Origin of the sequence: Pseudomonas sp. NPDC087612 (assembly GCF_044743505.1) — a bacterium.
GTDB lineage: Bacteria > Pseudomonadota > Gammaproteobacteria > Pseudomonadales > Pseudomonadaceae > Aquipseudomonas.
Genome location: NZ_JBIUWO010000011.1, coordinates 61,702 through 87,945 on the forward strand (window position 1 = coordinate 61,702; position 26,244 = coordinate 87,945).

Annotated in this window: 29 protein-coding genes; 14 read left to right on the forward strand and 15 right to left on the reverse strand. The window is 56.1% G+C overall.

Annotated elements, in window-relative coordinates:
• The first annotated feature begins 184 nt into the window (after positions 1-184).
• From ACIOVF_RS22030 to ACIOVF_RS22050, 5 genes are read left to right on the forward strand one after another with little or no spacing between them, the layout of a single operon-like run.
• The gene (locus ACIOVF_RS22030) at positions 185-1,330 is read left to right on the forward strand and encodes a slipin family protein (protein ID WP_401292456.1); all 1,146 of its coding nucleotides are present in this window, start codon (positions 185-187) and stop codon (positions 1,328-1,330) included.
• A gap of 54 nt (positions 1,331-1,384) precedes the next feature.
• A complete protein-coding gene (locus ACIOVF_RS22035) occupies positions 1,385-2,590 on the forward strand; it encodes an RtcB family protein (RefSeq protein WP_045199939.1) in 1,206 nt (401 codons plus the stop codon).
• Between the two features lie 13 nt (positions 2,591-2,603).
• The gene (locus tag ACIOVF_RS22040; RefSeq protein WP_093379085.1) at positions 2,604-3,401 is read left to right on the forward strand and encodes a nucleotidyltransferase domain-containing protein; all 798 of its coding nucleotides are present in this window, start codon (positions 2,604-2,606) and stop codon (positions 3,399-3,401) included.
• Positions 3,402-3,451: 50 nt separating this feature from the next.
• Complete coding sequence (locus ACIOVF_RS22045; protein WP_401292460.1) at positions 3,452-4,483, forward strand: hypothetical protein; 1,032 nt, start codon at positions 3,452-3,454, stop codon at positions 4,481-4,483.
• A 58-nt stretch (positions 4,484-4,541) separates the two neighbouring features.
• On the forward strand, positions 4,542-4,850 hold the full coding sequence (locus ACIOVF_RS22050; RefSeq protein ID WP_401292463.1) for a hypothetical protein: 309 nt from the start codon (positions 4,542-4,544) through the stop codon (positions 4,848-4,850).
• Here ACIOVF_RS22050 and ACIOVF_RS22055 read toward each other — a convergent pair.
• Positions 4,809-5,711 carry a DMT family transporter gene (locus ACIOVF_RS22055; protein WP_195885123.1) on the reverse strand — a complete coding sequence of 301 codons (903 nt, stop codon included), beginning with the start codon at positions 5,709-5,711 and terminating at the stop codon, positions 4,809-4,811. The genes ACIOVF_RS22050 and ACIOVF_RS22055 overlap by 42 nt on opposite strands.
• Positions 5,712-5,808: 97 nt before the next feature.
• Between ACIOVF_RS22055 and ACIOVF_RS22060 the strand changes: the two genes are divergently transcribed.
• Positions 5,809-6,696 carry a LysR family transcriptional regulator gene (locus ACIOVF_RS22060; RefSeq protein ID WP_401292466.1) on the forward strand — a complete coding sequence of 296 codons (888 nt, stop codon included), beginning with the start codon at positions 5,809-5,811 and terminating at the stop codon, positions 6,694-6,696.
• On the opposite strand, the gene ACIOVF_RS22065 is transcribed toward ACIOVF_RS22060, so the two are convergent.
• Positions 6,677-7,291, reverse strand: coding sequence for a glutathione S-transferase family protein (locus ACIOVF_RS22065; protein WP_401292469.1), 615 nt, complete (start codon positions 7,289-7,291; stop codon positions 6,677-6,679). The two genes, ACIOVF_RS22060 and ACIOVF_RS22065, sit on opposite strands and share 20 nt — an antisense overlap.
• A 397-nt stretch (positions 7,292-7,688) precedes the next feature.
• On the opposite strand from ACIOVF_RS22065, the gene ACIOVF_RS22070 reads away from it, so the two are divergent.
• Both ACIOVF_RS22070 and ACIOVF_RS22075 read left to right on the forward strand, forming a co-directional pair.
• The gene (locus tag ACIOVF_RS22070) at positions 7,689-8,084 is read left to right on the forward strand and encodes a very short patch repair endonuclease (RefSeq protein ID WP_401292668.1); all 396 of its coding nucleotides are present in this window, start codon (positions 7,689-7,691) and stop codon (positions 8,082-8,084) included.
• Positions 8,085-8,144: 60 nt separating this feature from the next.
• The gene (locus ACIOVF_RS22075; protein WP_401292472.1) at positions 8,145-9,446 is read left to right on the forward strand and encodes a DNA cytosine methyltransferase; all 1,302 of its coding nucleotides are present in this window, start codon (positions 8,145-8,147) and stop codon (positions 9,444-9,446) included.
• On the opposite strand, the gene ACIOVF_RS22080 is transcribed toward ACIOVF_RS22075, so the two are convergent.
• Complete coding sequence (locus ACIOVF_RS22080; protein WP_023093310.1) at positions 9,447-10,301, reverse strand: hypothetical protein; 855 nt, start codon at positions 10,299-10,301, stop codon at positions 9,447-9,449.
• A gap of 363 nt (positions 10,302-10,664) precedes the next feature.
• Here ACIOVF_RS22080 and ACIOVF_RS22085 point away from each other — a divergent pair, with 363 nt between their 5' ends.
• Complete coding sequence (locus ACIOVF_RS22085) at positions 10,665-12,458, forward strand: ATP-dependent nuclease (protein ID WP_401292475.1); 1,794 nt, start codon at positions 10,665-10,667, stop codon at positions 12,456-12,458.
• 73 nt (positions 12,459-12,531) lie between these two features.
• Here ACIOVF_RS22085 and ACIOVF_RS22090 read toward each other — a convergent pair whose 3' ends face one another.
• On the reverse strand, positions 12,532-13,224 hold the full coding sequence (locus ACIOVF_RS22090; RefSeq protein ID WP_401292478.1) for a hypothetical protein: 693 nt from the start codon (positions 13,222-13,224) through the stop codon (positions 12,532-12,534).
• Positions 13,225-13,366: 142 nt separating this feature from the next.
• Here ACIOVF_RS22090 and ACIOVF_RS22095 point away from each other — a divergent pair, with 142 nt between their 5' ends.
• The gene (locus ACIOVF_RS22095) at positions 13,367-13,612 is read left to right on the forward strand and encodes a helix-turn-helix domain-containing protein (protein WP_028699128.1); all 246 of its coding nucleotides are present in this window, start codon (positions 13,367-13,369) and stop codon (positions 13,610-13,612) included.
• Between the two features lie 48 nt (positions 13,613-13,660).
• Here ACIOVF_RS22095 and ACIOVF_RS22100 read toward each other — a convergent pair whose 3' ends face one another.
• Both ACIOVF_RS22100 and ACIOVF_RS22105 read right to left on the reverse strand, forming a co-directional pair.
• Positions 13,661-14,629, reverse strand: coding sequence for a DUF932 domain-containing protein (locus ACIOVF_RS22100; RefSeq protein WP_401292481.1), 969 nt, complete (start codon positions 14,627-14,629; stop codon positions 13,661-13,663).
• Between the two features lie 69 nt (positions 14,630-14,698).
• Positions 14,699-15,028, reverse strand: coding sequence for a hypothetical protein (locus ACIOVF_RS22105; RefSeq protein ID WP_401292484.1), 330 nt, complete (start codon positions 15,026-15,028; stop codon positions 14,699-14,701).
• Positions 15,029-15,405: 377 nt separating this feature from the next.
• Here ACIOVF_RS22105 and ACIOVF_RS22110 point away from each other — a divergent pair, with 377 nt between their 5' ends.
• Complete coding sequence (locus ACIOVF_RS22110; RefSeq protein ID WP_225025117.1) at positions 15,406-15,618, forward strand: AlpA family transcriptional regulator; 213 nt, start codon at positions 15,406-15,408, stop codon at positions 15,616-15,618.
• 319 nt (positions 15,619-15,937) lie between these two features.
• Entirely contained in the window at positions 15,938-17,041 is a 1,104-nt protein-coding gene (locus ACIOVF_RS22115; RefSeq protein ID WP_401292487.1) for an inovirus-type Gp2 protein, read from the forward strand.
• Here the strand turns inward: ACIOVF_RS22115 and ACIOVF_RS22120 are convergent.
• From ACIOVF_RS22120 to ACIOVF_RS22130, 3 genes are all read right to left on the reverse strand, one after another.
• Positions 17,031-17,693, reverse strand: coding sequence for a hypothetical protein (locus ACIOVF_RS22120; protein WP_401292490.1), 663 nt, complete (start codon positions 17,691-17,693; stop codon positions 17,031-17,033). The two genes, ACIOVF_RS22115 and ACIOVF_RS22120, sit on opposite strands and share 11 nt — an antisense overlap.
• On the reverse strand, positions 17,694-18,920 hold the full coding sequence (locus ACIOVF_RS22125; RefSeq protein ID WP_401292493.1) for a tyrosine-type recombinase/integrase: 1,227 nt from the start codon (positions 18,918-18,920) through the stop codon (positions 17,694-17,696).
• A 387-nt stretch (positions 18,921-19,307) separates the two neighbouring features.
• Complete coding sequence (locus ACIOVF_RS22130) at positions 19,308-20,018, reverse strand: helix-turn-helix transcriptional regulator (RefSeq protein ID WP_401292494.1); 711 nt, start codon at positions 20,016-20,018, stop codon at positions 19,308-19,310.
• Positions 20,019-20,425: 407 nt separating this feature from the next.
• Between ACIOVF_RS22130 and ACIOVF_RS22135 the strand changes: the two genes are divergently transcribed.
• Positions 20,426-20,713: a hypothetical protein gene (locus ACIOVF_RS22135; RefSeq protein ID WP_045199924.1), complete on the forward strand. Its 288-nt coding sequence runs from the start codon at positions 20,426-20,428 to the stop codon at positions 20,711-20,713.
• Positions 20,710-20,976, forward strand: a complete 267-nt coding sequence (locus tag ACIOVF_RS22140) for a DUF3077 domain-containing protein (RefSeq protein WP_045199922.1) — start codon at positions 20,710-20,712, stop codon at positions 20,974-20,976. The genes ACIOVF_RS22135 and ACIOVF_RS22140 overlap by 4 nt, the downstream gene beginning before the upstream one ends.
• A 171-nt stretch (positions 20,977-21,147) precedes the next feature.
• On the opposite strand, the gene ppa is transcribed toward ACIOVF_RS22140, so the two are convergent.
• The 6 genes from ppa to ACIOVF_RS22170 form a co-directional block, all read right to left on the reverse strand.
• Positions 21,148-21,675: an inorganic diphosphatase gene (gene ppa / locus ACIOVF_RS22145; RefSeq protein ID WP_007933577.1), complete on the reverse strand. Its 528-nt coding sequence runs from the start codon at positions 21,673-21,675 to the stop codon at positions 21,148-21,150.
• Between the two features lie 91 nt (positions 21,676-21,766).
• Positions 21,767-22,582, reverse strand: a complete 816-nt coding sequence (locus ACIOVF_RS22150) for a zinc-dependent peptidase (RefSeq protein ID WP_093379141.1) — start codon at positions 22,580-22,582, stop codon at positions 21,767-21,769.
• A 9-nt stretch (positions 22,583-22,591) separates the two neighbouring features.
• A complete protein-coding gene (locus tag ACIOVF_RS22155; RefSeq protein ID WP_038998563.1) occupies positions 22,592-23,242 on the reverse strand; it encodes a DedA family protein in 651 nt (216 codons plus the stop codon).
• Positions 23,243-23,453: 211 nt separating this feature from the next.
• A complete protein-coding gene (locus ACIOVF_RS22160; RefSeq protein ID WP_123565102.1) occupies positions 23,454-23,912 on the reverse strand; it encodes a GNAT family N-acetyltransferase in 459 nt (152 codons plus the stop codon).
• A gap of 94 nt (positions 23,913-24,006) precedes the next feature.
• A complete protein-coding gene (eutC, locus tag ACIOVF_RS22165) occupies positions 24,007-24,831 on the reverse strand; it encodes an ethanolamine ammonia-lyase subunit EutC (RefSeq protein ID WP_093379147.1) in 825 nt (274 codons plus the stop codon).
• Between the two features lie 11 nt (positions 24,832-24,842).
• On the reverse strand, positions 24,843-26,237 hold the full coding sequence (locus ACIOVF_RS22170; protein ID WP_045199913.1) for an ethanolamine ammonia-lyase subunit EutB: 1,395 nt from the start codon (positions 26,235-26,237) through the stop codon (positions 24,843-24,845).
• Between the last annotated feature and the right edge of the window lie 7 nt (positions 26,238-26,244).

Sequence of the window (26,244 nt, forward strand, 5' to 3'; positions counted from 1 at the left end):
GCGCACACGCCCACCGCCGATTTGCCCGGCTTGTTGGCCGGGCCCGGAGCAAGGCAGTTGCCGCACCGCAGGATGCGGTCAGTGGACAGGAAGTCCCGGCAACTGCCTCCTCCGGGCCACGCCCGCAACGCTCGGCGCTTTGGCAACACCGGCACCAAGGACTTAATTGCACAGGATGATCAAGATGAAACTGTTGAAACGCTTTATCGTGAAAAAGAACGAACGCGGCCTGCTGTTCTGCGAAGGCGACTTTGTGTCGATCCTCGAACCTGGCGTGCACAAGCGTTTCGACCTGCACAACCGGCTGACGGTAGAAACCTTCAGCCTCAATACTTCGCTGTTCGAACATCGCCTGGCGGGCTACCTGCGTCAGAGCGAGCCGGCCTTGGTCGAGCAGTATTTCGAGCGCATGGACCTGGCGGAAAACGAAGCCGGCCTGCGTTTTGAGGACGGTGCCCTGGTCGAATTGCTGGCCCCGGGCAGCCGCCAGCTGTACTGGAAGGGCCAGAGCGCGCAGACCCTGCAGCGCATCGACCTGAGCCAGACCTATCGCCTGGATGCCGCCCTGGTAGCCCAGCTCAACCAGCCTAAACTGCGCGGTCGCAGCCTGGCCGGGCTGGATGCGGTGTTGCTGGCGGCGGTGCCGGCGTTCCATGTCGGTGTGTTGAAGGTCGATGGTGTGGTGGAAGAGTTGCTGGGTGCCGGGCAGTACGGTTTCTGGCGCTTCAACCGTCAGGTGAGTGTCGAGTTGGTCGACATGCGGATCCAGGCCATGGAAATCAGCGGGCAGGAAATTCTCACCCGCGACAAGGTCAGCCTGCGCCTGAATCTTGCGGCCAACTGGCGCTACAGCGATGTGCTCGGTGCGTTCGCGCAGTTGAGCAAACCGCTGGAGCATCTGTACCGCGAGGTGCAGTTCGGCCTGCGGGCGGCGGTGGGTACCCGCACCCTCGATGAGCTGTTGGAAAACAAGCAGTTGATCGACGATTCGGTCAGCCAGTACCTGCAGGAAAAACTCGCTGGCAGCGGCATCGAAGTCAGCGGCCTGGGGGTGCGCGACATCATCCTCCCAGGCGAGATGAAAACCCTGCTGGCGCAGGTGGTGGAGGCAGAGAAAGCGGCGCAAGCCAACGTCATCCGCCGCCGTGAAGAGACCTCGGCGACCCGATCGCTGCTCAACACCGCCAAAGTCATGGAAGACAACCCGACGGCCCTGCGCCTGAAGGAGCTGGAGACCCTGGAGCGGGTGGCCGAGCGCATCGACCGGATTTCGGTGTTCGGCGGCCTGGATCAGGTGTTGAATGGACTGGTCAGCATCAAGGCCGGATGAGCGTTGCCGGGCTCAAGCAGCCCGGCAGCAACAGATAAAAATGGAAGTACCGACATGAACATACTCGAAGTGGCCGGCGGCAAGCCGATCAAGCTCTGGACCGACGGCGTCCCGGTGGACGAGGGCGCCCGTGAGCAACTGCTGAACACCGCGAAGATGCCGTTCATCTTCAAGCACCTGGCGGTGATGCCCGATGTGCACCTGGGCAAGGGCTCGACCATCGGCAGCGTGATCCCGACCCTGGGCGCGATCATCCCGGCGGCGGTTGGCGTCGACATCGGCTGCGGCATGATTGCCGCGCGCACCTCGCTGACCGCCAGCGACCTGCCGGACAACCTGCACGGCCTGCGCTCGGCGATCGAAAAGGCTGTGCCCCACGGCAAGACCTTCGGCCGCCGCGACCAGGGCGCCTGGGACAGCGTGCCGGCCATGGCCGACCGTGCCTGGCACGACCTGGCGGCGCGCTTCAAGGCGATCACCGACAAGTACCCGAAGCTTGAGAAAACCAACAACCGCCAGCACCTGGGCACCCTCGGCGGCGGCAATCATTTCATCGAGGTTTGCCTGGATGAAGCCAACCGCGTCTGGTTCATGTTGCACAGCGGTTCACGCGGGGTCGGCAATGCCATCGGCAACCTGTTCATTGAACTGGCCCAGGCCGACATGCGCCAGCACATCGCCAACCTGCCGGACCGCAACCTGGCCTATTTCGAAGAAGGCAGCCGGCACTTTGCCGACTACGTCGAGGCGGTGGAGTGGGCTCAGGATTTCGCCCGGCAGAACCGTGCGCTGATGATGCACGCGGTGATCGGCGCTACACGCAAGGTGCTCGGCAAACCCTTTGAGGCCAACCTCGAAGCGGTCAACTGCCACCACAACTATGTGCAGCGCGAGCATCACTTTGGCCACGACGTGCTGGTCACCCGCAAGGGCGCAGTGTCGGCGCAAAAGGGCGAGCTGGGGATTATTCCCGGCTCCATGGGCGCCAAGAGTTTCATCGTTCGTGGTCTGGGCAACGAAGAGGCGTTCTGCTCCTGCAGCCATGGCGCCGGGCGGGTGATGAGCCGTACCCGGGCCAAGCAGGCGTTCACCGTTGAGGATCAGCGCCGCGCCACTGCCCATGTCGAATGCCGCAAGGACAAGGACGTGATCGACGAGATCCCCATGGCCTACAAGGACATCGACGCGGTGATGCAAGCCCAGCGCGAACTGGTGGAAGTAGTGCACACCCTGCGTCAGGTGGTGTGCGTAAAAGGATAGAAAGGAATACACCATGAACAAGGAAGACCGTCACCCACTGCCGGGGGCCATGCGCGAGTGGGTGCTTGAAGAATTGCGCCGGGTCGAGCTTGAACACGATGTGCGCGTGCTCTACGCCTGCGAATCCGGCAGCCGTGCCTGGGGCTTTGCCTCCACCGACAGCGATTTCGACGTGCGCTTCATCTACGTCCCGCGCCAGGACTGGTACCTGCGTGTCGACGAGCCGCGCGACGTGATCGAACGGCCGCTGACCGACGAGCTGGACATCAGCGGTTGGGAGTTGCGCAAGACCCTGAAGCTGCTGCGCAACTCCAACCCGACCCTGCTCGAATGGCTCGGCTCGCCGCTGGTGTATCGCGCCGAGCCCGGTGCGGTCGAGTCGCTGCGGGCGCTGGCGCTGAACTTCTACAGCGCCCGGGCGGCGCGGCACCACTACTTGTCGATGGCGAAAAAGAACCACCGCGACTTTCTCCAGGGCGAGCAGGTGCGCTTCAAGAAGTACCTTTACGTGCTGCGTTCGCTGTTGGCGGTGCGCTGGATCGACCTGGGCCTGGGCATGCCGCCGACGGCCTTTGCCGACCTCTTGGCAGGCACCTTGAACGAGCCACAGATGCTTGCCGAGATCGATGAATTGCTGCGCATCAAGCGCCAGGCGGTCGAGGCCGATTACGGGCCGCGACGGGTGGTGCTGCAGCAGTTCATCGACAGTGAGCTGCTGCGTGCCGAAACTTCGCCAGCCTTGCCGCGGCTGCGCGGTGATACGCAACAGCTGGATGACTATTTGCGCGATACTGTGCGGCGTTATTCATAGGAGACGCGCCTTGGCGTGGCTTTCTTGTCGAAAGGACTCGGACCGTTTTCATGCCTGACAGTAAGTACCAACGCCTGCCCCATGCCGGAGACTTCGAGCAAGTCTCTGGCACCGAGATTGTCTACCTGTCGCCCAAACCCTTGCCCACGGGCGTCGAGGCCTACAGCTACCAGCTCCTGCACCGTGATGCCAACGAGGTCTACCTGGACTTCGGCATCGGCCGGGGCAACTTCGAGTTCATGGCCCGCTGCGGCATTGCCGCGGTCATGGGCGTGATCACCAGCTTTGTGATGACGGCGCTGCTCGCGGGCTGGGCACGGCGCAAGTACGAGCCGTTCTGGTCGGGTGTTCTCGACTTTCTTGCCTCGCCGCCGATCTGGGGCTTTATCGGCGCGTTGGCGCTGATGTACGTGTTCATTTTCTGCAAGACCGTGCGCGAGCTCAGAGTCCAGCCGCCGATCCGTTTCAACCGCCAGCGACGCGAAGTGGCGATGGTGCCGAAGAAAGGTGCAGCCCCCCATTATGTGCCGTGGGAAGAGGTTATCGCCTGTGTCTCGGCCGGCAAACTGGTCACCGAATACGCGGTGCTGCCCGAGTTCAAACTGATGATCGGCCTGCGTGACGCCGCCAGCGGTAACGTCCTCTGGCTGACTGTGGCCTGCGGCAGCCTGCGCGCTGCAGTGGCCGAGTGGGAGGCGATTCGCGCCTACATGGAAGAGGGCCCGTCAGCCTTGCCGGCGCCACCGTCAGAAGAATTCGAAGAGGGCACGGTGGCGTATTTCCACATGGCCCGCCTCGGCTATCGCGAGAATTTCCCCTGGCTACAGTATGTGTTCGGCTTTCTGTTCGTCCAGGCGTTCGGCGGCTGGACCTTGCCGTGCCATATCTCCAACTGGGTCAACAATCGCCCCAGGGCCCTGTTCCCCAAAGCGGTGCAGGAGTGGTCCCGGCCCTTGCCGGCAGATCAGCATGCGCTCCCCAGTGAGGCGCTGCTTAAAGAAAGTGCCGAGGTACGCGAGGTTTTTTACCGGGGCAAAACCCTGCTGGATTACTTCAAGGTGAAATTTGCCGAGGCGGCCTGACGGTGCGCCGTTGTGCAAAGGAGTTGAGCATGAACAAGGACGTGATTCAGAGCGCGGCATGCTGAAGCTGCGCGTGAGAGAACGCTGGCAACGGTTGCAGATAAGCGGCAGCGATCAGGTGGTGATGCTGCTGCTTTCAGTGATGGTCGGCTTGTGCATCGCGGCGGCGTACTGGACGGCCCACCCCAAGTCCGGGTGTATCCGCCTTGGGCGCGGTAATAGCGGGCCGATCAGTTGCGATCCGCAGGTCATTGCCGGTGAAGCGATGAACATCGTGCTGTTCAGCCTGCTGTTCGCGGTACCACTGCTCTACATACTTGGCCGGCTATTGGTGCAACTGTTCAGGCCGTTGAATTCGCCGCCGTGATGGAATGTTCAGGGCCAGCACACTGATCAACACGACCACCGCTGCGACTATCACCATCAGCGAAGGCTGCTCGCCGAGCAGCGAGGCCGCGATCAGCATGGCGCAGGGCGGGATCAGGTACAGCGCCATGGTTGCCCGGCTGACCTGCGTGTGGCTCAGTACAAAGGCCCAGCCCAGGTAGGCCAGGGCGCTGGGAAATACGCCCAGCATCAACACCGCCAGGTCTGCCTGCAGTGGCGCGGCCTTCACGGCGCCGGCCAGGCCCGGCAGATACACCAGCAGCAAGGCGGTGCCGGCCCAGATGGTGTAGCAGACCATGGTCAGGCCGTCGTACCGATGGCCATGAAGTTTCTGCAGGGTGAAGTAGATACTCCACGACAGCGCGGCCAACAGCACCAGCAGGCCGTGGGCGTTCAGTGCGCCTGGCCCGTGATCCCCGGCAACCACCATCGCCGCGCCAAGCATGCCCAGCACCAGGCAGCCCCAGTGCCAGGCGCTGGCCTTCTGACGCAGAACAAAACAGCCGATCAACAGGCTGAACAATGGTGTGGATTGCGCCAGCACACTGGATGCCCCGGCACTGATCCCGCGCTGGCCGAAGTTGATCGCCACATGGTGGGCAAACACTGCGAAAAAACCGAGCAGCATCAACAGCGGCAAGTCCTTGAGCCGGGGCAGGCTGATCCCTCGCCACAGTGCGACAAAGGCCATGAATACCGACGCCACGATAAACCGCGCCAAGGCCAGATGGCCCGGTTCGTAGCCTTGCAGGGCGATATGGATGCCCGTGGGTGAGTAGGCCCAGCACAGCACCACGAACAGGGTCGCCAGGACGATTTTCAGGGATTGGGCGCGTGGCATCGCAAGAGGCTCCGGGGGCTGGGAGCTTCAGTATCAGAAAGGCCTATGCTCACTACAATCGACTTATACTGAGTGTATCGTTCACTTTGGGTGATGTATGGAGCTGATGCAGATTCGCATGTTCAAGACGGTCCACGACACCGGCAGCATCGCCCGTGCGGCCGAGGTGTTGCACTACGTGCCGTCGAACATCACTGCGCGGATCAAGGCGCTTGAACAAGAGCTGGGCGTGGCGCTGTTCTTTCGCCATGGTCGCGGTTTGAAGATCAGCCCGGCAGGCGAAACCTTCCTTGAATACGCCACCCAGATGCTCGCCCTGGCCGAAGCCTCGAAGGCCGCCCTGAGCCCGCAAGCCATGCCCTACGGGCGCCTGCGTATCGGCGCTATCGAGTCCTCGGCCAGTGGCCGGCTTCCGCGGTTACTGGCCGAATACCATGCGCGCTTCCCGCAGGTATCACTGGAATTGAGCACGGGCACCTGGTCGCAACTGCTCGATGACGTGCTCAACCATCGCCTCGACGGGGCGATTGTCGCAGTGGAGGTCGAGCGGCCGCTGCTCAAGCGCACGCCCATGTACCAGGAAGACCTGGTGCTGATCGCGCCTGAATCGCTGGGGCCGATTCGCGGTGCTGAAGACCTGCAGGGCAAGGCCATCTTCATGTGGCCGGAAGGTTGCCCATACCGCGCGGCTCTGGAGCACTGGTTGCTCGAACAGGGGCAAAAACTGCCGATTGTCGGCATTGCCAGCTATGGCGCCATCGTCAGTTGCGTCAGTGCTGGCGCCGGAGTGTCGCTGGTGCCCAGGGGCATCTTCGAGCAATACCGCAAGGGCGCCGGCTGGAGCGGCCATGAGTTCGCCGAACTCAAGGCCATCAGCAACGCCTTCTACTGGCATGCCCAGGCAGCAAGGCATCCGGCCCGGGATGCCTTCGTGCAGATGCTGCGCGAGGGGTTGGCGCCGGACGCTATTCGATCGGGTACTTGAGCATCGCCGGATGCCCTTCGATCTTCTGCGCCAGACGCTGCACATGCGCATAGTCGCTGGCCGCAACCACCTCGGCGCATACGTACTGGGTGAACGACCAGGCCACCGCCGTGCTGATTTCTGCCTGGCTCAAGGGCAGGCTGGGGCACTTGGTCGGCTGTTCGGCGAGCAAGCCGTCGAGCCGCGCATACGCCGCCTGCAACTGCACGGTCACCCGCTCCAGCCAGGGCGTGTGCAGCTTCTCTTGCGGGCGCAGGTTGTGCTCGTAGTAGATCTGCACCGACTTCTCACTGGCCGCCAGCGCCAGGCCGATCACCTGCAAATCGCTGGCGCGGGCCAGCGGGTCTTGTGGCAATAACTTTTTGGCGGGTACGGCCAGGGCTTCGAAGTAATCCAGAATCAGCGTCGAATCCATCAGCAGCGTGCCGTCGTCCAGCACCAGGCTCGGCGCCTTGACCACCGGATTGATCGCGGCGAACTCGGCAAAATTGCGAAACACTGACAGCGCCTGGTGTTCGAAGCTGATGCCGTACAGCTCCAGCGATACCGCGACGCGGCGCACGTAGGGGGAATCGAGCATGCCGATGAGTTTCATGACCACTCCAGTGAGAACAGGTTACGACCGAGTAAAAGTAGTCGAGTTTTTCCCGGTGTGGTTCGAAGTGTGGGCTTGGCAGCTCAGGTGTGCGCAGGGAAATGTTTCAGGCATTAAAAAGCCGGCTTGTGGCCGGCGTTGTTTTATGATTTTAGACTGATTTTACGGGGTATTTGAGTCTTTTCAAGACTCTGTCCCCACATTTATCCCCCCACATTCGAGGCGCGTGTGAGGTTGCGGGTCTGGGAGCACCCTTATCGGCTACTCTGTTCTAGCTACCCTATCCTGTGCCCAGATAGCGGTAAAGCTCCCGTAGTTAGACCTTGCCCGCGTATGCCGAGACCCAGAAGGCGGACTAATGGTAGATGTACGTTCTCCTGAGCAACGCCGTGCGATCATGCAGTCTGTCGGAACGGCTCATGCAGGCCCGGAAATGACCGTACGTCGGATTCTTCATGGCTTGGGGTATCGGTACAGATTGCATCGCAAGGATTTGCCGGGGAAACCGGACGTTGTCTTTACCAAAAAGCGTAAGGTCATTTTCGTGCATGGGTGTTTCTGGCACGGTCATGGGTGCTCTAAAGGGAGGCTGCCCAAGAGTAGGCTTGACTACTGGGAGCCAAAAATTGCTCGTAACCACCAGCGTGATCAAGACGTCGAAAATGCCCTTCGCTCGCTCGGGTGGCAGGTCTTGACTATCTGGCAGTGTGAGCTCAAGGACCTTCAGGGCTTAGAGGCACGCCTGTCGGCGTTTCTAGGGCCTAGAGAAAAAACCGATCGACATAGGAGGTGAAATCGCGTAAATTCCCCCCTCGTTAAAGGCGATGATGTGCTCGCCGTGGGAGGAATACAGATGACACGACCGATTGGAATTGATCTTTTCGCTGGGGCTGGTGGAATGTCCCTAGGCTTTGAGCAGGCTGGTTTCGACGTTGTGGCGGCCGTAGAGATCGATCCAATCCATGCGGCTGTTCACTCTTACAATTTTCCCAATTGTACGGTAATCCCCCAGTCCGTATCTTCGCTAACAGCCGATGATATTCGTGAGGCTGCCAACATAGGCACTCGAAATGTTGATATTGTCTTTGGCGGCGCCCCTTGCCAAGGGTTTAGCCTAATTGGTCAACGTGCCCTTGATGACCCGCGTAACTCATTGGTAAAAGATTTTGTCCGGATCGTGGTAGGATTGGACTCTTCGTACTTCGTTTTTGAGAACGTCAAAGGCATTACAGTTGGCAAGCATAAACAATTTCTAGCCGAGTTGATCGAGGAGTTTCAGGGTGAAGGGTATAATGTTTTACCCTGGAAGGTTCTTAATGCTGCGAATTATGGGGTGCCACAAGAGCGCGAAAGGCTTATATTGATTGGAGGAAAGCGTGGTCTAACGCTTCCGGAATATCCTGCTCCTGTTACCCGATCCCCTCGATCTAATCTGTTGATGGATTCGGAATTGCCGAATGGACCGACCTGCCAAGATGCTCTGGGCGACATCCCGGATGCAGAAGCTTATGAAGAGCTTATGGAGGCGGATTCTGCTGTGGTTCAATGGGGCAAGCCTAGCTCCTACGCGAAAGTTCTTCGAGATTTAGTCTCCGGATCAAATTTTTACGGATATAAAAGAAGTTGGGATCAAAATCTTTTAACGTGCAGCTTGCGCACAAATCACTCAGAGCTTTCTCGAACACGCTTCGCTTCAACTGAGATGGGGCAGATAGAACCGACCTCTCGATTCTTTAAGCTTCACGTTAATGGCGTATCCAATACCTTGCGCGCGGGTACCGATTCTGCGCGCGGTGCTTTCACAAGTCCACGACCTATCCATTACAAGTATCCACGATGTATAACGGTTCGAGAAATGCTTCGATTACATGGGTTTCCTGATTGGTTTCGGACGCATGTAACGAAATGGCACGGAGCAAGGCAGGTAGGTAACGCTGTTCCACCACCGCTTGCCCGGGCTGTAGCGGCAAGCGTGATTGAGGCGATTGGTTGGGAACCTGCTAGTCCCGACGATACTCTTCTGTTAGGCGATGAAAAGCTGCTTTCTATGGATATGGGGCAAGCGTCTCGCTACTTTGAAATCAATGTGCCCATTAAGCAGCGAGACCGCAAAGGATCACCAAAGCCTAAACAGGTTATGCTTAATTTGGCATAATTAGATGCCTTTGACTTTTGGTTGAAGTATAAACATAGCGTCTCGGTGGAATTGCGGGGCGCTAAATTTATCTAGTTCTTGTCTATGCACTGCGGTGAATTCAACAACGTAAATTCCTTTGTTTTTTACAGCCGCAATAGCTACTGGAATTACAAGTTCGGTTTCAGTAGACTCGAAAGCTGCTATGACTTGGCGGCCAATTTGCTCGGTCAGAATTCGTTGATTTCCCTGTTTGGCCTCCACGGTGATTAAAGCATCTGAAGGGCCGCCATCGGGTGTGGTATGTAGTGCGCGAAACAGTGCATCAATCTGGACTTTTCTTAGTTTTATGTCCATCTGCAGATGTGTGAGCTCTAACGCTTCAATTTGGCTGTGCTTAGAGTTGGCGAAGTGGCTTTCTATTACTCGCAGGTTTACTGCTACCTGAAGAAGCCATGACTCATCCGTACGCCCTAATGCCTTAGATGCTAGCGGTAGGCTAAGGCTTTGCACAGGAAAGTTGGGGGTCGACTCCGAAGGGCGAAAATCTTCGTCAAGGCTGTCGAGAGCTCCCTCTATGCCATGAACGAATTCAAAAATGGCACCATCTCCTGTCCTTTGGACACCTCCAATCCCAAGATCTTTCAACCGTTGCGGCCAAATTCTAGATGCGCTTTTTCCTCTTACGATATCTTTCATGAAGTTGTAAGGATTACCGTCTAGCTTCATCTTGGTTCCATGATGCTCTGCGCAATAGCGTTTTGCTTCTTGGACGTCCTCAGATGTCACCAGGGTGCGGGAAAACTCCTTAGTGGTCTCGTCATATAGCGTCTCGAAAATTCTCTCAATGATTATCGTTTTCTCGCTGGCAGCCATCCATCCAGTCTCCGGCCTGAGTTTTCCAAGGCCGAATGGTAACAAGAAAAGACAAGCACAGGTGGCTCGCTGGGTGCGAGGACGCTGAAAGGGCAGGACAGGGCCGCACTGATGGGCGGATAGAGCCGAAGCGGGAAGGAAGGACACCCGTGCTAAGCGCTCACTCGAAAGAGATCTGCGACCCCTAGCTTTGTTTTTGAGAAGAACGAAAGCGGATTGAAATTTGATCGCTAATCTATTCTGTGGATAGGAACCTTCCTGATTTAAAGTCGTTGGCTGATGGCTGGACGCCACTACGGTGTTCGGCTATGGTTGGCTATGCAGGTGCAAAAGACTTTTATTCTAGATTTTAGGAACTGGTAGATGCGACTTCACAGACTTTGTATTAGCGGTTTCAAACGCCTTCATGATGTCCAAGTAGAATTCGGAAACGCCACCTTTTTAATCGGTGCTAATAATGCGGGAAAAAGCTCGGTCCTAAAGGCTATAGAGTGGCTGCTTTCGAACAATAAAAGAATGGAACCCGGGTACTATTGTTCAGAGGTAGATGAAGACACGGGCGAAAACAAAATAGTTTGTAAAACAATTGTCTTGGAAGCGGAGTTTAGGAACGTACCTGAAAAAGCTTCTGAATGGCGCGGTTTTAAGGGTCGGATATTCAGTTACGATGCAGGCGACTCTGGAGAAAGTGGAAAGTCAATATTCTATCGGAAGACTTATCCGTTGGGTGAGGACGTAAAGATTGAGTTGAAGAGTCTCACTAGGTCAATGAAGGCAGAGTTTGTCGGTCTGCAAAAGCCCGAGGAGTTCATTGCTGCGGGGGCTGAGTCCGTTGTGATAGAAGAAATATTCTCGGTACTGGATAAAAAGATTTCTGCCGGTGAGAAAGAAAAACTAGAACTTGTTGATGATATTTGGGAGTTGTCTGATGAGCAGCAATGGATAACAAACCCAGGCGGTATCGGAACCGTTGTGTTGTCGAAGTTGCCATCGGTCCTTATCATTCCAGCTGAAGCAGCTGCTCATGAAATTGATCAAAAAAATGGAGTGTTGCACAAAATACTTAATGAATTGTTTAAGGAGGTTCGTGAAAGTTCGAAGAATTATCAAGATGCTCAGGTCTGTCTTGATTTGTTAGCAAAGGAGTTAGATCCAGGTGATGCCGGGTCTGAGTTTGGAAAAATGATGTCTGAACTTAATACGGTTCTAGGCGGAGTTTTTCCAGAATCACGAATATACGCATCCGCAGACTTGTCCAGTCCTGAATCGCTAACTCCGACTTTCGCGATCGAGATGTCTAGTAATGTGAGAACGAGCATCGCCCATCAAGGAACGGGGATGGTCAGAGCGGCAGTTTTTGGCCTATTACGCTTCCGCCAACAATGGTTAAAAAAACGTGCCGGAAACGATGATCGCGGTCTGATAATTGGTTTTGAGGAGCCGGAAATCTATTTGCATCCTAGTGCGGCAAATCAGATGCGCGATTTAATCTACGAGCTTTCAGATAGTGCTTCGCAAATTGTAGCAACTACACATTCTCCATATTTGATCGACTTGTCAAGAAAGCCGAGGCAAGTTTTGAATCGTTTTCACTATGATAATAATCATACTACGATCCTACCGTTTTCTGTTTCTGAAGAGTTTAAGAAGCTGCAAGGGGATGACAAAGATCAAGTTAAAATGCTTATTAAGCTGGATGATCATGTGTCGCGAATTTTCTTCACAAAAAAAGTTCTTGTGGTTGAAGGTGATACAGAAGAGATTCTTATTAAAGAAGCTATTAGGCGGATGCCGTCTGACATGCGGGTTAGGGTTTTATCTAATACTGAGTTGGTGAAGGCGAGAGGGAAGGCGTCAATTATTGGCTTGGTTAAGTATCTGTCGGCACTGAAAGTTAATTTCTTTGTTGTGCATGATCGTGATAAAGGTGTGGCAGGAGCTGAAAAGTTTAATGATCCTATCCTTAAGGTTGTTGGAGATAAAGAAAAGGTAATAATGCTAGAGGAGTGTGTTGAGGACTTTCTCGGATATCCGCCGCCAACCTCAGAAAAGCCTTTCAATGCTTACAAGCATTCGATTGGTTGGGGTGAGGATTGGGGTGGAGTGCCAGATAAGTTAAAGGAATTGCTGAAAAAAGCTTATCATCCTTTGATGTAAGTCTGAGTTTTTCATACGTCATAATCCGCCGCCGCGTAACGGGTGGCGGATTATGAGTTGTAGATAGATACTATTATTTTTTCCAAAGGTGGTAGTCGGGATTTAGGCCTATCACATCCTGGCTTGAGTTGTAGCAGAACTCTAATGTGCAGTTATTGGTGACTGAGGCCATTGGGACATATACGGGAAGCCGTTCGCGGCTGACCATGTCGTCACCTCCATCGATAGTTATTTCACATGAGTCGCCTTGTGGGTCGCACCATACGTCGTATGTGCCCGTTGCTGTCGGTGTTGCAGTCAAACGTGCCGCAGGCTGTGCTGCTACGCTTGCAGCCGCCGCACCGCCAAATAGAGGTCCTGTTCCGGTCTTATAGGCATAGTCTTTACCATCATTCCCTGGGTGCACATAGAAATCTTTAAAGATTCCGTAGTATGTGTCTCTTGGAGCGGAAAACTTTCCTCTGTAATTGCCATCTCGGTCGGTACATTTGTCCTGCGCTTTAGAACAGCGTATGTATTCAAATGTTTCCTCTTCTTTCATAGTGATTTCACCAGTCTCACGATTCTGGTAACGCACTACGTGTTTTCCAGGGCGACTTTCTTCTAAGCAAAGAGTAAGCGGGAACCCATACATCACCCGTCCGGTGCTCTCGCAGAGGATTACGTCGGACGTTTTGTATTGATCGAACTCTGGATGACCATTTGCGTAGGCATGTGTTGCAAGAAAAATTGTTGCAGCGAGTGCAGTCTTGACGAGGGTTTCCACAAGTATTCCTTTATTGGTGGTTGATGGGCTGGATTGGATTAAAGGGTATCCGCAGATTTTAGATGCCCAAGGCAGGATTTTTTATAGAAATGGGTCGTAAATACCGTGGTCGTAAACACATCATAGCGTGACGATTCCATGCATGGGAAGAGTCTCCGTTAGTCATGATAAAAATCGCGATTTGGTCCGTCTGGGGGCTGTAGTGCGCGCTCACCGCGTCGCTCTTGGCCTGTCGCAGGAGGCGTTGGCCGATGCAGCTGAAATCGATCGTTCCCACATGGGGAAAATCGAACGCGGCGAGCGAAACGTCACCTTTCTTAACATCCTTCGAATTGCGAACGCCCTTGATCGGAAGCCTTCAGTGCTTCTGGCCGAAGCCGGGCTCTGAGGTTGATCGCTCGGGTAATTGACTGGCTGGATAGCCAGAGGCCTGATATCAAGCAGCGAGTCTTAGCGCCGCGTCCAACGCCCGTTGCTTAATCTGCGCACCATGTCCGAACCAGGCGGAATCCATGCGGTACTCAATGCTGCGCGCTCGACGTTCGTGATCGACATACTCTGTCACAGCGTTGAGCAAGCCCCATGCAGTCCCCTGGGCGGATTTTAGTAAAGCTCCCCGCCCTCCGCCTTCGTACAGCCCCTGGACTCTGCGCAATGCCCGCTCGTTTGGAAGGGCTTCGGGCAGTTTGTCATCAGGAGCTACATCACACAGCACGTTCATGAAAAAGCCCATTGCTTCATGCCACTGCACCTTGCGTTCAGTCAGTGCTCGCATGCGGTACATGAACTCGTCCCATTGCGAGACGGCAATGCCTAACTGCTTTTTCACTGCCTGCGAATCGAAGCGGGTGTTATGTGGAACCTTGATCGCACGATTGCTCCCATCCAAGGCGATGGCCAGCGTGTTATTGCAGACTACACGTACGGTAGTTGGAGTGGCGGTAGTAGCTAAGGTGCCGTCGCAGGAAGTAGCTAGCAGAAGGTAGCTATCCACTTGGTCGTTGTCCTTCAGCACCGTGCTTTGCCCGGTACGGGCCAAAGCCCAGAACTTGCGACCCCCTTTCAGCACCCCGGCTGTTTCCAGTTCATACCCCGAGACTTCAGTGAGGTCCCGGTAGAACTCCAGTACTTCACGGGGCTGCACCACCTGATACCGGCTGGAGACTACTGACAATGGAGTCTTGGTGTCGGATCGGTAAAGTACCTTCTGTTCAGGGAAGGTATAAATTGATCCCAGAGCACCGATGCTGTTGGACTTGAAATGTACCGGGCTGTCTTGGATCTTCCAGTCCATGCCAGCTTCACGCTGCCATACTTCGATTGGTTGTTTCGGGGAAAGGCGTCTTCCCAGGCCATGCCACGGGGTTACGCCAATGTAAGCCATTTGTTCAATGAAATGAGCCATGTGAGATGTCCCTGACGAATGAGCGGAAATAAGGCCGTTTCACCAAAAGCGACGGCTGCTCCCAAAAACTTAACTCTTGATGCTGAAGCTGTAACCACAATGCAGGCATTGATAGTTATTGAGAATCTTTTCATCAACCTGTTCGCCAATCGTGGCACCAGTTATGCCGCCAGCTACTCCGCCAAGCAGTCCACCGACAAGAGCGCCAGCAATACTGCCAATGGCTATCCCTACTGGGCCACCGACCACGCCTAGCACCGCACCGACTTCTGCGCCGGACATAGCGCCAGCGGCACCACTAGCAGCACCGCCCGCTGCACCAATTAATCCCCCTGTTTGTTTTCCGAAATTCTTTGTTGTTATACGACTGGAGCTGCAATTCGGGCATAGGTTGTACATGTGGTTTCCCTAATTTGTTTAAGTGTTTGTAGCAATTGAGAAGTGCGGTGGTTCGCTTTGAATAGTTAGTATTTGAATTATTTTTAAATATGGTTTTTAAGCGGGTCTGTCACTGGTTTAAATTAATTTAGTGTGTTGGGTATTTAGGCTTGAATGTGGTCGGGTTGGTTCTCTAATCACTGTGCTGGTTGGTTCTTTTGTGAGGCTGGGTTGTAGTCGGGTTAGTTCTTATGTCAGGAATCGTTGAGGTAATTTGCTTAGCGTATTTTTTTACGTAAGCATCTTTATGCACGCGCCTTGGGTGATCGCTTACAGTCTGCCCCATAGCTAACTCGGCTGGCTGGAGGTTGATGATGGATGCAAACGCTCACGCACCTATGAGGGTGCTTAGGCTAAGACAAGTGCAGGAGCGTATTGGTTTATCGCGATCCACTATCTATGACCGGATGAATGTTGACTCTCCTCGTTACGACAGTACGTTTCCCAAGCCTATGAAAATTGGGTGTTCAGCTGTCGGTTGGTTGGAGGAGAGTGTAAATGACTGGATTCGATCAAAGATGGATGGGGCGCATCGCGGAAAGACTGAGTGATTGGATTTGCACTAACTCGACAGAGAGCTATTGTTTTAATTGGCTATTAATCTAAGGGCTTTGCTTTGGCTTATGGACTGGATGGCTTGGTTTTGTCGTGGTGCGTTTTACTCAGTGGTTCTGGATTATTTGTTATTAGATAATTAGATATTAATTGGGTGTTAGCTATTGGTTGCTGTGTCAATGCCTGTGAGTCAGGAGATGTTAGTCTCCTGTGGTGAGTATCATGGTTGCTGTCGCTTTATTGGTCGATGGGGAATGGGCATAAGCCTGTGCGTATCGAGCACAGGCATTTAAGGGTTCGGATAAAGATTAAAACATGAAGAAGAAAGAGTTTCTGTCTGTTGAAGCGGCTTTGTTGGAAAGTACAATTACGTATTTCGATACCTACAATGCTAACGTTATGGCTGTTGGTGGTGAGAGAAACGCTGTACTAAAAATTAAAGATATAGAAAGGTTGGTAAAGGAAATATCTGCTAGTGATGAAGTCCATTTCTATGAAAAAATCAGTCATGGTGTGGCTAGGGCTGATTTGACAAAGACTGGGAAGCGATTATTAATGAATGTGTGGGCATGGGAGGAAATAGAGCGTTACTATCCAATCCATGACTTCACTCCAGGCGTAAAGGTTTTTTTTGAGTGTACTAAGGAGTATGCCAGAGCTTTCTATTATCGCAGGAATCTTCGACTTTTTGATGGTAGTCCTTCGGTGGTTATAGAGTCTCTGAATAACGTGGTTGAGCGTATAAGATCCATCGTTAGAGGGTGTGCATTTAAGTCTGAGCAAAATGCACGTCGTCGGCTTTCAAATAAAAACTACAAGAGTTTGCTTGATTATATCGAGGCTATTTTCGAGAAGCGGTCGCGAGTGCTGGTCTTAAGAGTTGACTTGGGTTACTCAAAGCCACTGGTTCAAAGAAGTTTTCGACAGGATCTAAGTTTTGATGAGGTAAAAAATCATCGTGAGAAATTATTAAGATTGTTGCGACGTAAGCTGCCAGCTAAAACTTTTCTAGGCCATGCGTGGAAATTGGAGTTTGGGCTGTCTAAGTCTTATCATTATCACTGTGTGTTTTTTTTGGATGGCTCAAAATTGCGTGAAGATGTCGCTTGGGCAAGGACTATTGGTGAGCTTTGGGCTGAAAAAGCTACAGGCGGGAAGGGGGTGTATTATAACTGTAATCGTGCAAAGGGTAATTATCGCGCCTGTGGGATTGGCATGATTGAGCACACTGATAAAGGCATGCGTAAAAACCTACAAAAAGCGGCGCTTTACCTTACGAAGATAGAGTATTACATACGTATTGCAACTGAGGGGCAGGCTCGGACATTTGGTCGTGGTGAAATGCCTAAAAGAGATAGTAAGAAGATGGGGCGCCCTAGGCAGTCGCCCGCATCTGAGAGTGGTGTTTCTACTGTTTGAGCGAGGGAATGATTTCGGCGATGGCTCTCCGAAAGATCTCATCATCTTTTCGCCATCTCCGTAGGGTCTTTGTAATTAGCTCTTTTCTTAGACCAATTTTCTTCATGTCTATAAAATTACCTAGTTCATTTTTGATTGATTCCGCCGCGTGCATAAAGTCGTCCCAGCCGTGTTTGGGGCGTTTCTCTATCATGAGAGTTAAAGCGTAGTCTTTCACTTTTTGGAATTTAGCATTGCGGGCATTTGCACCTGCCATCGCTCTACGATGATTTAGAGCTGCTGTGGTGTCTATTACAGTGCTATAGAACGCATGGGTAGCAGCACCTTCTGCGCTTGCGCTAGCATGAGTAATTAAAGGCCAGCTTCGATTATGATTTCCAGAGCTAAGGGCCTGCTGTGCCAATTCGTTGAGAATGCAAGCGTAAAGGAAAGGATACTCTGCGCTCATTTTATTGGCAGCGATATGTTGCAGCCTCAGATCGTCAAGCAAGGCCTCGGTAATATCGCCGTTTTTTATGCTCTCCCTTAGTGCTAGGATGAATTCATCGAATCGGGAGTTTTCAAATAGGTTTTCGTGCGTGTCACGAAGAGATTCCCAGGTTCTTGAAATAATTACCTCTGGTGAAGTGTTGGACAAATCTTTAAAAAGCATTTATTCCTCTCTTTTCACTGCCGGCTGAGCCTGAGTTTTAATTAGGAAATTGGCCCATTCGATCATCAGTGCGCGTCGCTTGTCGAGAAAATCGGAGCGAGAGTATGCCCCTTCGGTTTGGCCGCGTTCGTCGTGAGCAAGCGCCATTTCGCATACTTCGCGAGGATAATTTGTGCTTTCGCCTGCCCAGTCACGAAATGAGGATCGAAAGCCGTGTCGGGTAATATGTTTGTAGTCCATGCCGTGTAGCAGAGTGCGTATGGCATTGGCGTGCATTACCCCTGTCTTGCCTTGGCCAGGGAAAAGAAAGGGGGATCCTGATTCTCTTGGAATGCTTTGAACTAGCTCTACGACTTGATCGGGTAGTGGGATTACAAAGGCCACCCGCATTTTCATGCGCTCTTCAGGAAGAGACCAGGTGGCTGCATTAAGGTCGAACTCGTCCCAACGTGCGAATCTCACCATGTGAGCGCGTGCGCCTGTCATTATCAGGAGCTGAGCGGCCAACGACGCTGGCGCGGTGCTTGCTCTGAGTTTGGCCATTAGGGCAGGGACATCCTGCCAGCGCAGAGCTTCAAAGTGCTCTCGTTTTCGGGCTTTTTTCTTTTCAGCACGGCTGAGCAGATTGTCCAAGTGTCCCCGCCAGCGAGCTGGATTTTCTCCCTGGCGTAGGCCGCGTGCTTTTGCCGCGTCTAGAATCTGCTCAATCTGCCCGCGCACTTCATCGGCTGTGCGGGTTTTGGTCTGCCATATAGGTTGAAGGACCTTAAGTACTTGAGGTGTGTCAATTTCATCAGCAGGAAGCCTACCAATGTGCTCAAACGCATACAGCTCAAGCTTGCGTAACCAGCCTTTGCGCCACTTATCCGACCAAGAGGCGCTGTGTGCATCGCAGTAGTCTTTCGCGATGGCCTCAAATTTTAGCTGTTTCGCCTCACTGGCTTTCTGAGCTTCGCGCTGCGTTGCTCGTTCGATGTCACGGGCAGCTAGCGGATCTATTCCGTTGCTTAGTAGGCTGCGCTTGGCACTGGCTTCAAGCCTAGCTTTCTTGAGACTTACCTCAGGAAATGAGCCCAATCCCATCTCCCTTCGCCGACCTGCCAGTTGGTAGCGAAGCAACCAAGATTTACGCCCGGTAGGTTTGACGACCAAGCGAAGCCCATCACCATCTTCATAGGTGCCGGGTTCGGTCAGGTTTTCGACTTGTTTCGGATTCAGCTTACCCATTGGATTTCCCCTGTCGTCCCTCGTCCCCCCATCGGGCCCCCCACTTCATCGTCGGATGAGGTCGAATGGCGTTGAACACCATCGGACACGGGAGCGCCTGAAACGCGCATGATAGCTAGGCTATCGGCTGGATTTTCGGATGGGATAGGATTATTTCGGACAATTAAAAAGCCGGCTTGTGGCCGGCTTCCGGGGACGGGCTTGGCTAATTTTTGGTAAGCCGCAACCGCCTTAAAATCGTTGCTCCGGCGCTGGGGCCGGGAGGTGGCGGGCAAGCTGTGGAGTGCCGCGCCAGGGCCGCGGACGGGCTGGGCCGTCGGGCTAAATGTGCGGCGTAGCATACTGGGATTGGCCGGCGATGCCCAGCAAAAAATCACTGGCCGGTGCTCAGCCCGGGCGGCTGTCGCGCAGGTGGCCCCACCAGAATACCCAGCCCAGTACTTCCAGACGCTGGGTTTTCAGTTGTGCCGGGCTGTAGGTTTCGGTGGGGTATTCGTCGCTGTCCTGGCTGTGCAGGCGCAAGGCGCCGTTGGCGCGGCGGCTGAGGCTGTTGATGCGCAGGCGGCCGTTGTGCAGCAAGGCATAGATTTCGCCTTCGACCACCCGGGTCAGGCTGCGGTCGACGGCCAGGGTGGTGCCGCGTGGCAGCAGCGGGCTCATGTTGTGCCCGGGCATGCTCAGGCACAGGGCATCGCCCGGGTCGACGCCGACGGCGTCGAGGGCACGCAGCGGCAGGCGCAGGTAACGGTCTTCGACCGGTTTTAGCTGGCGGGTCTGGATGCTGTAGAACGGCACCTGGATGTCGTTGTAGCTATGCGCCGCCAGCGCGCTGGCATCGGGGACTTCGACGCCTGGGCGAGCGGCCTGGCTGTTGAGGCGCGGCAAGGGGTTGGGGTGCTTGGGGCCTTCGCCATTGCGCAGCCAGCGGCTGCGCACGCACAGGAGTTCGGCGATTTCATCCAGCCGGGCCAGGGGCACGCCGCGCTTGAACCAGTTGTTGACGTGCTGCGGCGTAACCTTGCGCTGCGCGGCAAAGTCGGAAGGGGACAGGTTGCACTCGCTCAGGAGCGCTTTGAGACGATCACCGGATGTATTCATGAGGCCCGAGTTTAGTGGGCTCGTACAGCCCGGGCTATAAACGCGAGGTTCATTTTCAAGGCTGGAAAATGGCTGGATTACAGGCGGTTGCTTAGGCTCGCGTAGGAGGTTTCTCGGCAAAAAAATCCACTTGAATGACGTTCGGAACTATCCTACGCACGCTGCTGCCTTTTCACTGTTGTGATAAAGGTGCTACAGGGTTAGTTTCCTCGGGTCGCTACGTTGGCGACCGGGTGTGAGAGCTCGAGTAGATAGTAGAAGCAGCTAGTTATGGCAGCTGTGCGCGGGCAGACCTCGGTCTGGCCGGGTTTCCTATGTCTACCGGTCTCTCACCCCGCGTACGGCTGCCACCCTAATCCTGTGAGAGGGATGCGGAGGTAGCTCCTGATAGATATAGGAGGTACGTCATGAAGAAGATCGTCCCCGACCCACCGTATTCCGATATATCTCGCAACAACATCACCACCCCCTACTTCTCCATCCACAGCGACCTGATTCCTTCTGATTCCCTGGCCTATGCCAGCGAACTGCTGCGCGGTATCCATGAAACCACCGACGAATTCTGCCGAGCCCATGCCAACGAACCCGGCCAGGGCATGCTGGTGAATGTGCTGCATTCGGCCGAGATGGCCAGGGCGTTGGTCGAGCATGCGCTGAGCAAGCTGCTGGCCGTGGAAGAGGGAGTGATGGCATGAGCAAGGATTCGTACGACGAGACGGTAGGTATCGCGAGCTTTATCAGCAGCCAGCAATTGCCCATGGGGCTATTTCGGATTACGCCGGGCGTGCCGTGCGATTACGCGCTGGAGCAGGCTTCAACCCTGCTGGGATGTGTGCACAAGCTGATCCGGGCGGGGGTTATGGATGAAGACGGCGACATGATGTGGGCCGCTTTTTATCTGAGCGGGCTCGCCAAGGCGATTGTTGATGATGTGGGCTTGGGAATGAATAGGGCTTAAGAAGGTAGCTGTCTTTGCTGTGGGAGCGGGCTTGCCCCGCGATGCGATGTGGCTGACAGTCAGCTATCGCGGGACAAGTCGAGGCGTCGCACCGCCGCTCCTACCTTGATGGGTTGTTCTTGCCCTGAAACAAAAAGCCCCGCGTGTGCGGGGCTTTTTGTTGTGGGTTGCTTAGCCTTTGTAAGCGGCAACCGACTTGGTGATCGCAGCGCGGGCGGCGTCAGCGCCATCCCAGCCTTCGATCTTGACCCACTTGCCTTTCTCGAGATCTTTGTAGTTCGCGAAGAAGTGCTCGATCTGCTGGATCAGCAGGGCTGGCAGGTCGGTGTATTCTTTGACGTCGACGTACAGTTGCGACAGTTTGTCGTGCGGTACGGCGATGACTTTGGCGTCGCCGCCGCCGTCGTCGGTCATGTTCAGGATGCCGACCGGACGGGCGCGGATGACCGAGCCTGGCGCTACCGGGTACGGAGTAACAACCAGCACGTCGAGGGGGTCACCGTCGTCGGCCAGGGTGTTGGGGATGTAGCCGTAGTTGGCCGGGTAGAACATCGGGGTGGCCATGAAACGGTCAACGAACAGGCAGTCGCTGTCCTTGTCGATCTCGTATTTGATCGGCGCGTGGTTGGCTGGAATCTCGATGGCGACGTAGATGTCGTTCGGCAGGTCTTTGCCAGCCGGAATCTTGCTGTAGCTCATTGGGCAGTGCCCCCATGTTTGGCCAAAAATTGGTCGCGATTATAGGCACATTCCAGCGCGCTTGCCACGCCCGGGCGGATGTCCGGCAGGCTCAGTCCTGCGCGTCCTGGTAATGCGGGTGGTGGCGCTGCAACTGCTGCAGGCGGGCCAGCGGGTCCTGGCGGTAGAAGCCGCGCAATTGCTGGTACACCGCGGGGTAGGCGTCGTTGAGCAGGTCCGGGGCGCTGAAGAAGTATTCGCAGGTGACGGCAAAGAATTCTGCCGGGTTTTCCGCGGCATAGGGGTCGATGGCGGTTTCGGCATCGGGGTTGCGGTCGAGCTGGGCGTTGAGGTCGTCAAAGGCCGCTTGCATGACCTGGGCCCAGTCGCTGACGCGCAGGTCGCTGTGCAGCGGCGGCAGGCCGTTAGCGTCGCCATTGAGCATGTCGAGCTTGTGCGCCAGTTCGTGGATCACCAGGTTGTAGCCTTCCCAGCCGCCACTGGCCAGCACGCCAGGCCAGGCGAGGATCACCGGGCCCTGCTGCCAGGCTTCGCCGCTGTGCTCGCCGTCCCATTCGTGTTCGATGCCGCTGGCGTCGCGATGGCGCTGGGGGCTTACGAAGTCGTCGGGGTAGAGGATGATTTCGTGAAAGCCCTGGTACCAGTTCAGCTCGCCCAGGTGCAACAGCGGCAGTTGCGCCTGGGCGGCAAGAAACAGCCGCTGCTCGCCGTCCAGCTCGACCCCGGGCAGGGCGGTCAGGTGCTTGTGATCGAGGAACAATACGCAGGCTTCACGCAGCCATTGGTCTTCTTCTTCGCTCAGGCCATCGAGCATCGGCAGGCGCTCGCGCACCCGCTGCCAGCGCTGCGGGTCGAGCGGGTGTCGGGCCAGGGTGCGGCGACGGCGCCAGGCGCTCAGCGACCACATAAACCGGGCTTAGTGAACCTTGGCTTCGTTGCGGCCCATGCGGCTGCGCACGATGCCGATGATCATCGGCACCAGCGACAGCAGGATGATGGCGACGATCATAAGCGACAGGTTCTGCTTGATGAACGGCACGTTGCCGAAGAAGTAGCCGAGGGTGACCAGGCCGCCTACCCAAAGCACAGTGCCGGCGACGCTGAAACCGAGGAAACGCGGGTAGTGCATTTTGGCGATGCCGGCGACGAACGGCGCAAAGGTGCGCAGGATCGGCAGGAAGCGCGCCAGGGTCACGGTCTTGCCGCCATGACGCTCATAAAAGTCGTGGGTCTGCTGCAGGTAGTCGCGGCGGAAGATCTTCGAGTTGGGGTTGCGGAACAAGCGTTCGCCCGCTGTTCGGCCAATCACGTAATTGGTGCTGTCGCCCAGGATTGCCGCCGCCATCAGCAGGCCGCCGAGCAGCACCGGGTCCATACCGCCGCCTGCGGCCACGGCGCCGGCGATGAACAGCAGGGAGTCTCCCGGCAGGAACGGCATGACCACCAGACCGGTCTCGCAAAAGATCACCAGGAACAGGATCGCGTAGATCCACGGGCCGTAGTTGTTGACCAACAGGTCCAGGTAGGCGTCGAGATGCAGAATAAGGTCCAGCGGGTTGAAATCCATGTACAGCACCTTGTGTTCTTGACCCGGGCGACGGGCTTGCGATGGCTGGCAGTGCGAATGCGGACGGTCGCTACCCGGAAGATGGGTAAAGTTTCACACACAATGAAGAGGCGCATTATACGGCTACGAACAGATTGTGCCTGCGCAGTTTGTAGCGGCGGATGTCGAATGGATGTGAACGGCAGGCATCGCGCCTGCCGTTGCGCCCGGATCAGTCCGAGTGGATAGGCAGGATGTAGCTCTTGAACTCGGTGTCTTCGTGAAAACCGATGGATTCGTAGGTTTTCATCGCCACTTCGTTGTCGCTGCTGGTAGACACCCGCAGGCGCACGGCGTTGGTTTCTTTGGCCAGCTTCTTGGCTTCGCGCATCAGGTGGTCGGCCACCAGCATGCGCCGGGAGTCTTCGGCGACGTAGATGTCGTTGAGGATCCACACGCGCTTGAGCGACAGCGACGAGAAGCTCGGGTAGAGCTGGCAAAAGCCCATCAGCTTGCTGTCGTCATCGTCCGGCAGGGCCAGGTAGATGATCGACTCGCCACGCTCCAGGCGTTTTTCCAGGAACGAGCGCGAGGAGTCCGGGTAGGGCAGCTGGCCGTAGAACTCGCGGTATCTGACGAACAGCGGGGCAAGCAGGTCCAGATGTTCCAGGGTTGCTTTGATGATTCGCATAAGCAGGCCTCAGGGTCCATGGGAGTTTGCGGCGAATCGCCGGCAGCCTTGGCAGATGCTGCCTGAAAGCAATTAGAAAGCGCAATCTACGATCTCAAGGTTTACTCAACAGGAAATTTCCGCTTTTCGGCGTATCGGTGTCTGACTCAAGGGTTTGTACCTGGGCTTCATCCTTCAGATTGACCCCCGACAACTGCCGCCGACAGGCCTCGCGCATCAGGTACAGCAGGCGGTGGGCGGCCATGCCGTAGCTCAGGCCTTCCAGGCGCACGTTGGAGATGCAGTTGCGGTAGGCGTCGGTGAGGCCGACCTTGGGGTTGTAGGTGAAGTACAGCCCGAGGCTGTCCGGCGAGCTCAAGCCCGGGCGTTCGCCGATCAGGATCACGGTCATTTTCGCCCCGAGCAGCTCGCCCACTTCATCGGCCACCGCCACCCGGCCTTGTTCGACCAACACCACCGGTGATGTCGACCAGCCGTCGGCGGCGCTCTGTTCTTCCAGGCGGGCGAGAAACGGCAGGGTATGGCGATGCACGGCCAGGGCCGAGAGGCCGTCGGCAACGACGATGGCCAAATCGACGCCGCCGGGGTTGGCCTGGGCGTGTTCGCGCAGCCGTTGTGCTGAATCTTCGTGCAGGCGGCGCCCCAGATCGGGGCGTTGCAGGTAGCTGTGACGATCGGCGGCGGCGCTGTGCAGCAGCAGGCTTTCACGTCCGCGCTCGCTCAATTGCTGGCGCAGGCCGGCATGGTCGAAGGCCAGGTGCACGGCGTCGCGGGCCTGGGCGTGGGCGAACTGAAAGTCCAGCTGGGCGCCGGTCGGCAGGCTGGTGCCGGTGCGGCCCAGGGCGATGCGCGCCGGGGTCAAGCGGCGCAGTTCCAGCCAGGGATTGGCGCTGTTGTCGTGTTGGGGAGTATTGGCCATAGTCGACTCGCTTATCCCAGTTGCGCCAGGGCCTGGCGGAAGGCCGGTGGCAGGTTGTCACCGAAACGCACCCGGCCATCGGCCTGGGTGAAGATACCCATGCGCGCCAGCCAGCTTTCGAACTCCGGCGCAGGCTTGAGGCCCAGGGTTTGCCGGGCGTAGAGCGCATCATGGAATGAAGTGGTCTGGTAGTTGAGCATGATGTCGTCGGAGCCGGGGATGCCCATGATGAAGTTGATTCCGGCCACACCCAGCAGGGTCAGGAGCATGTCCATGTCGTCCTGGTCGGCTTCGGCATGGTTGGTGTAGCAGATGTCGCAGCCCATGGGCACGCCCAGCAACTTGCCGCAGAAGTGGTCTTCAAGCCCGGCGCGGATGATCTGCTTGCCGTTGTACAGGTACTCCGGGCCGATGAAACCGACCACGGTGTTGACCAGAAACGGCTTGAAATGGCGGGCCACGGCGTAGGCGCGGGTTTCGCAGGTCTGCTGGTCGACGCCATGGTGGGCGTTGGCCGAGAGGGCGCTGCCCTGGCCGGTCTCGAAGTACATCAGGTTCTGCCCGAGGGTGCCGCGGTTGAGGCTCAGACCCGCGTCGTAACCCTCTTTGAGCACATTGAGGTTGATGCCGAAGCTGGCGTTGGCCGCTTCGGTGCCGGCAATCGACTGGAACACCAGGTCCAGCGGCACGCCGCGGTTGATCGCCTCGATCGAGGTGGTCACGTGGGTCAGCACACAGGCCTGGGTGGGGATGTCATAGCGCTGGATGATGGCGTCGAGCATCTCCAGCAGGGCGCAGATCGAGGCAATGCTGTCGGTGGCCGGGTTGATGCCGATCATCGCATCGCCATTGCCGTAAAGCAGGCCGTCGAGAATGCTCGCGGCAATCCCGGCCGGCTCGTCGGTCGGGTGGTTGGGCTGCAGGCGGGTCGAAAGCCGCCCGCGCAGGCCCATGGTGCCGCGAAAGCGGGTGACCACGCGGATCTTCTGCGCCACCAGCACCAGGTCCTGCACGCGCATGATTTTCGACACGGCCGCAGCCATTTCCGGGGTCAGCCCCGGGGCCAGGGCACGCAGGCTGTCTTCATCGGCGGCTTCGCTGAGTAGCCAGTCACGCAGCCCGCCGACGGTCAGGTGGCTGACGGCGGCAAAGGCATTGGCATCATGGGTGTCGATGATCAGCCGGGTGACTTCATCGTCTTCGTAGGGGATCAGCGCTTCAGTCAGAAAATGCTTGAGCGGGATGTCGGCCAGGGCCATCTGCGCCGCCACCCGTTCGCCGTCGTTGCTGGCGGCGACACCGGCGAGAAAGTCACCCGAACGCGCCGGGCTGGCCTTGGCCATGACTTCCTTGAGGCTGTCGAAACGGTAGGTCTGGTTGCCTGCCGTGTGAACAAAACTTGCCATACAGACT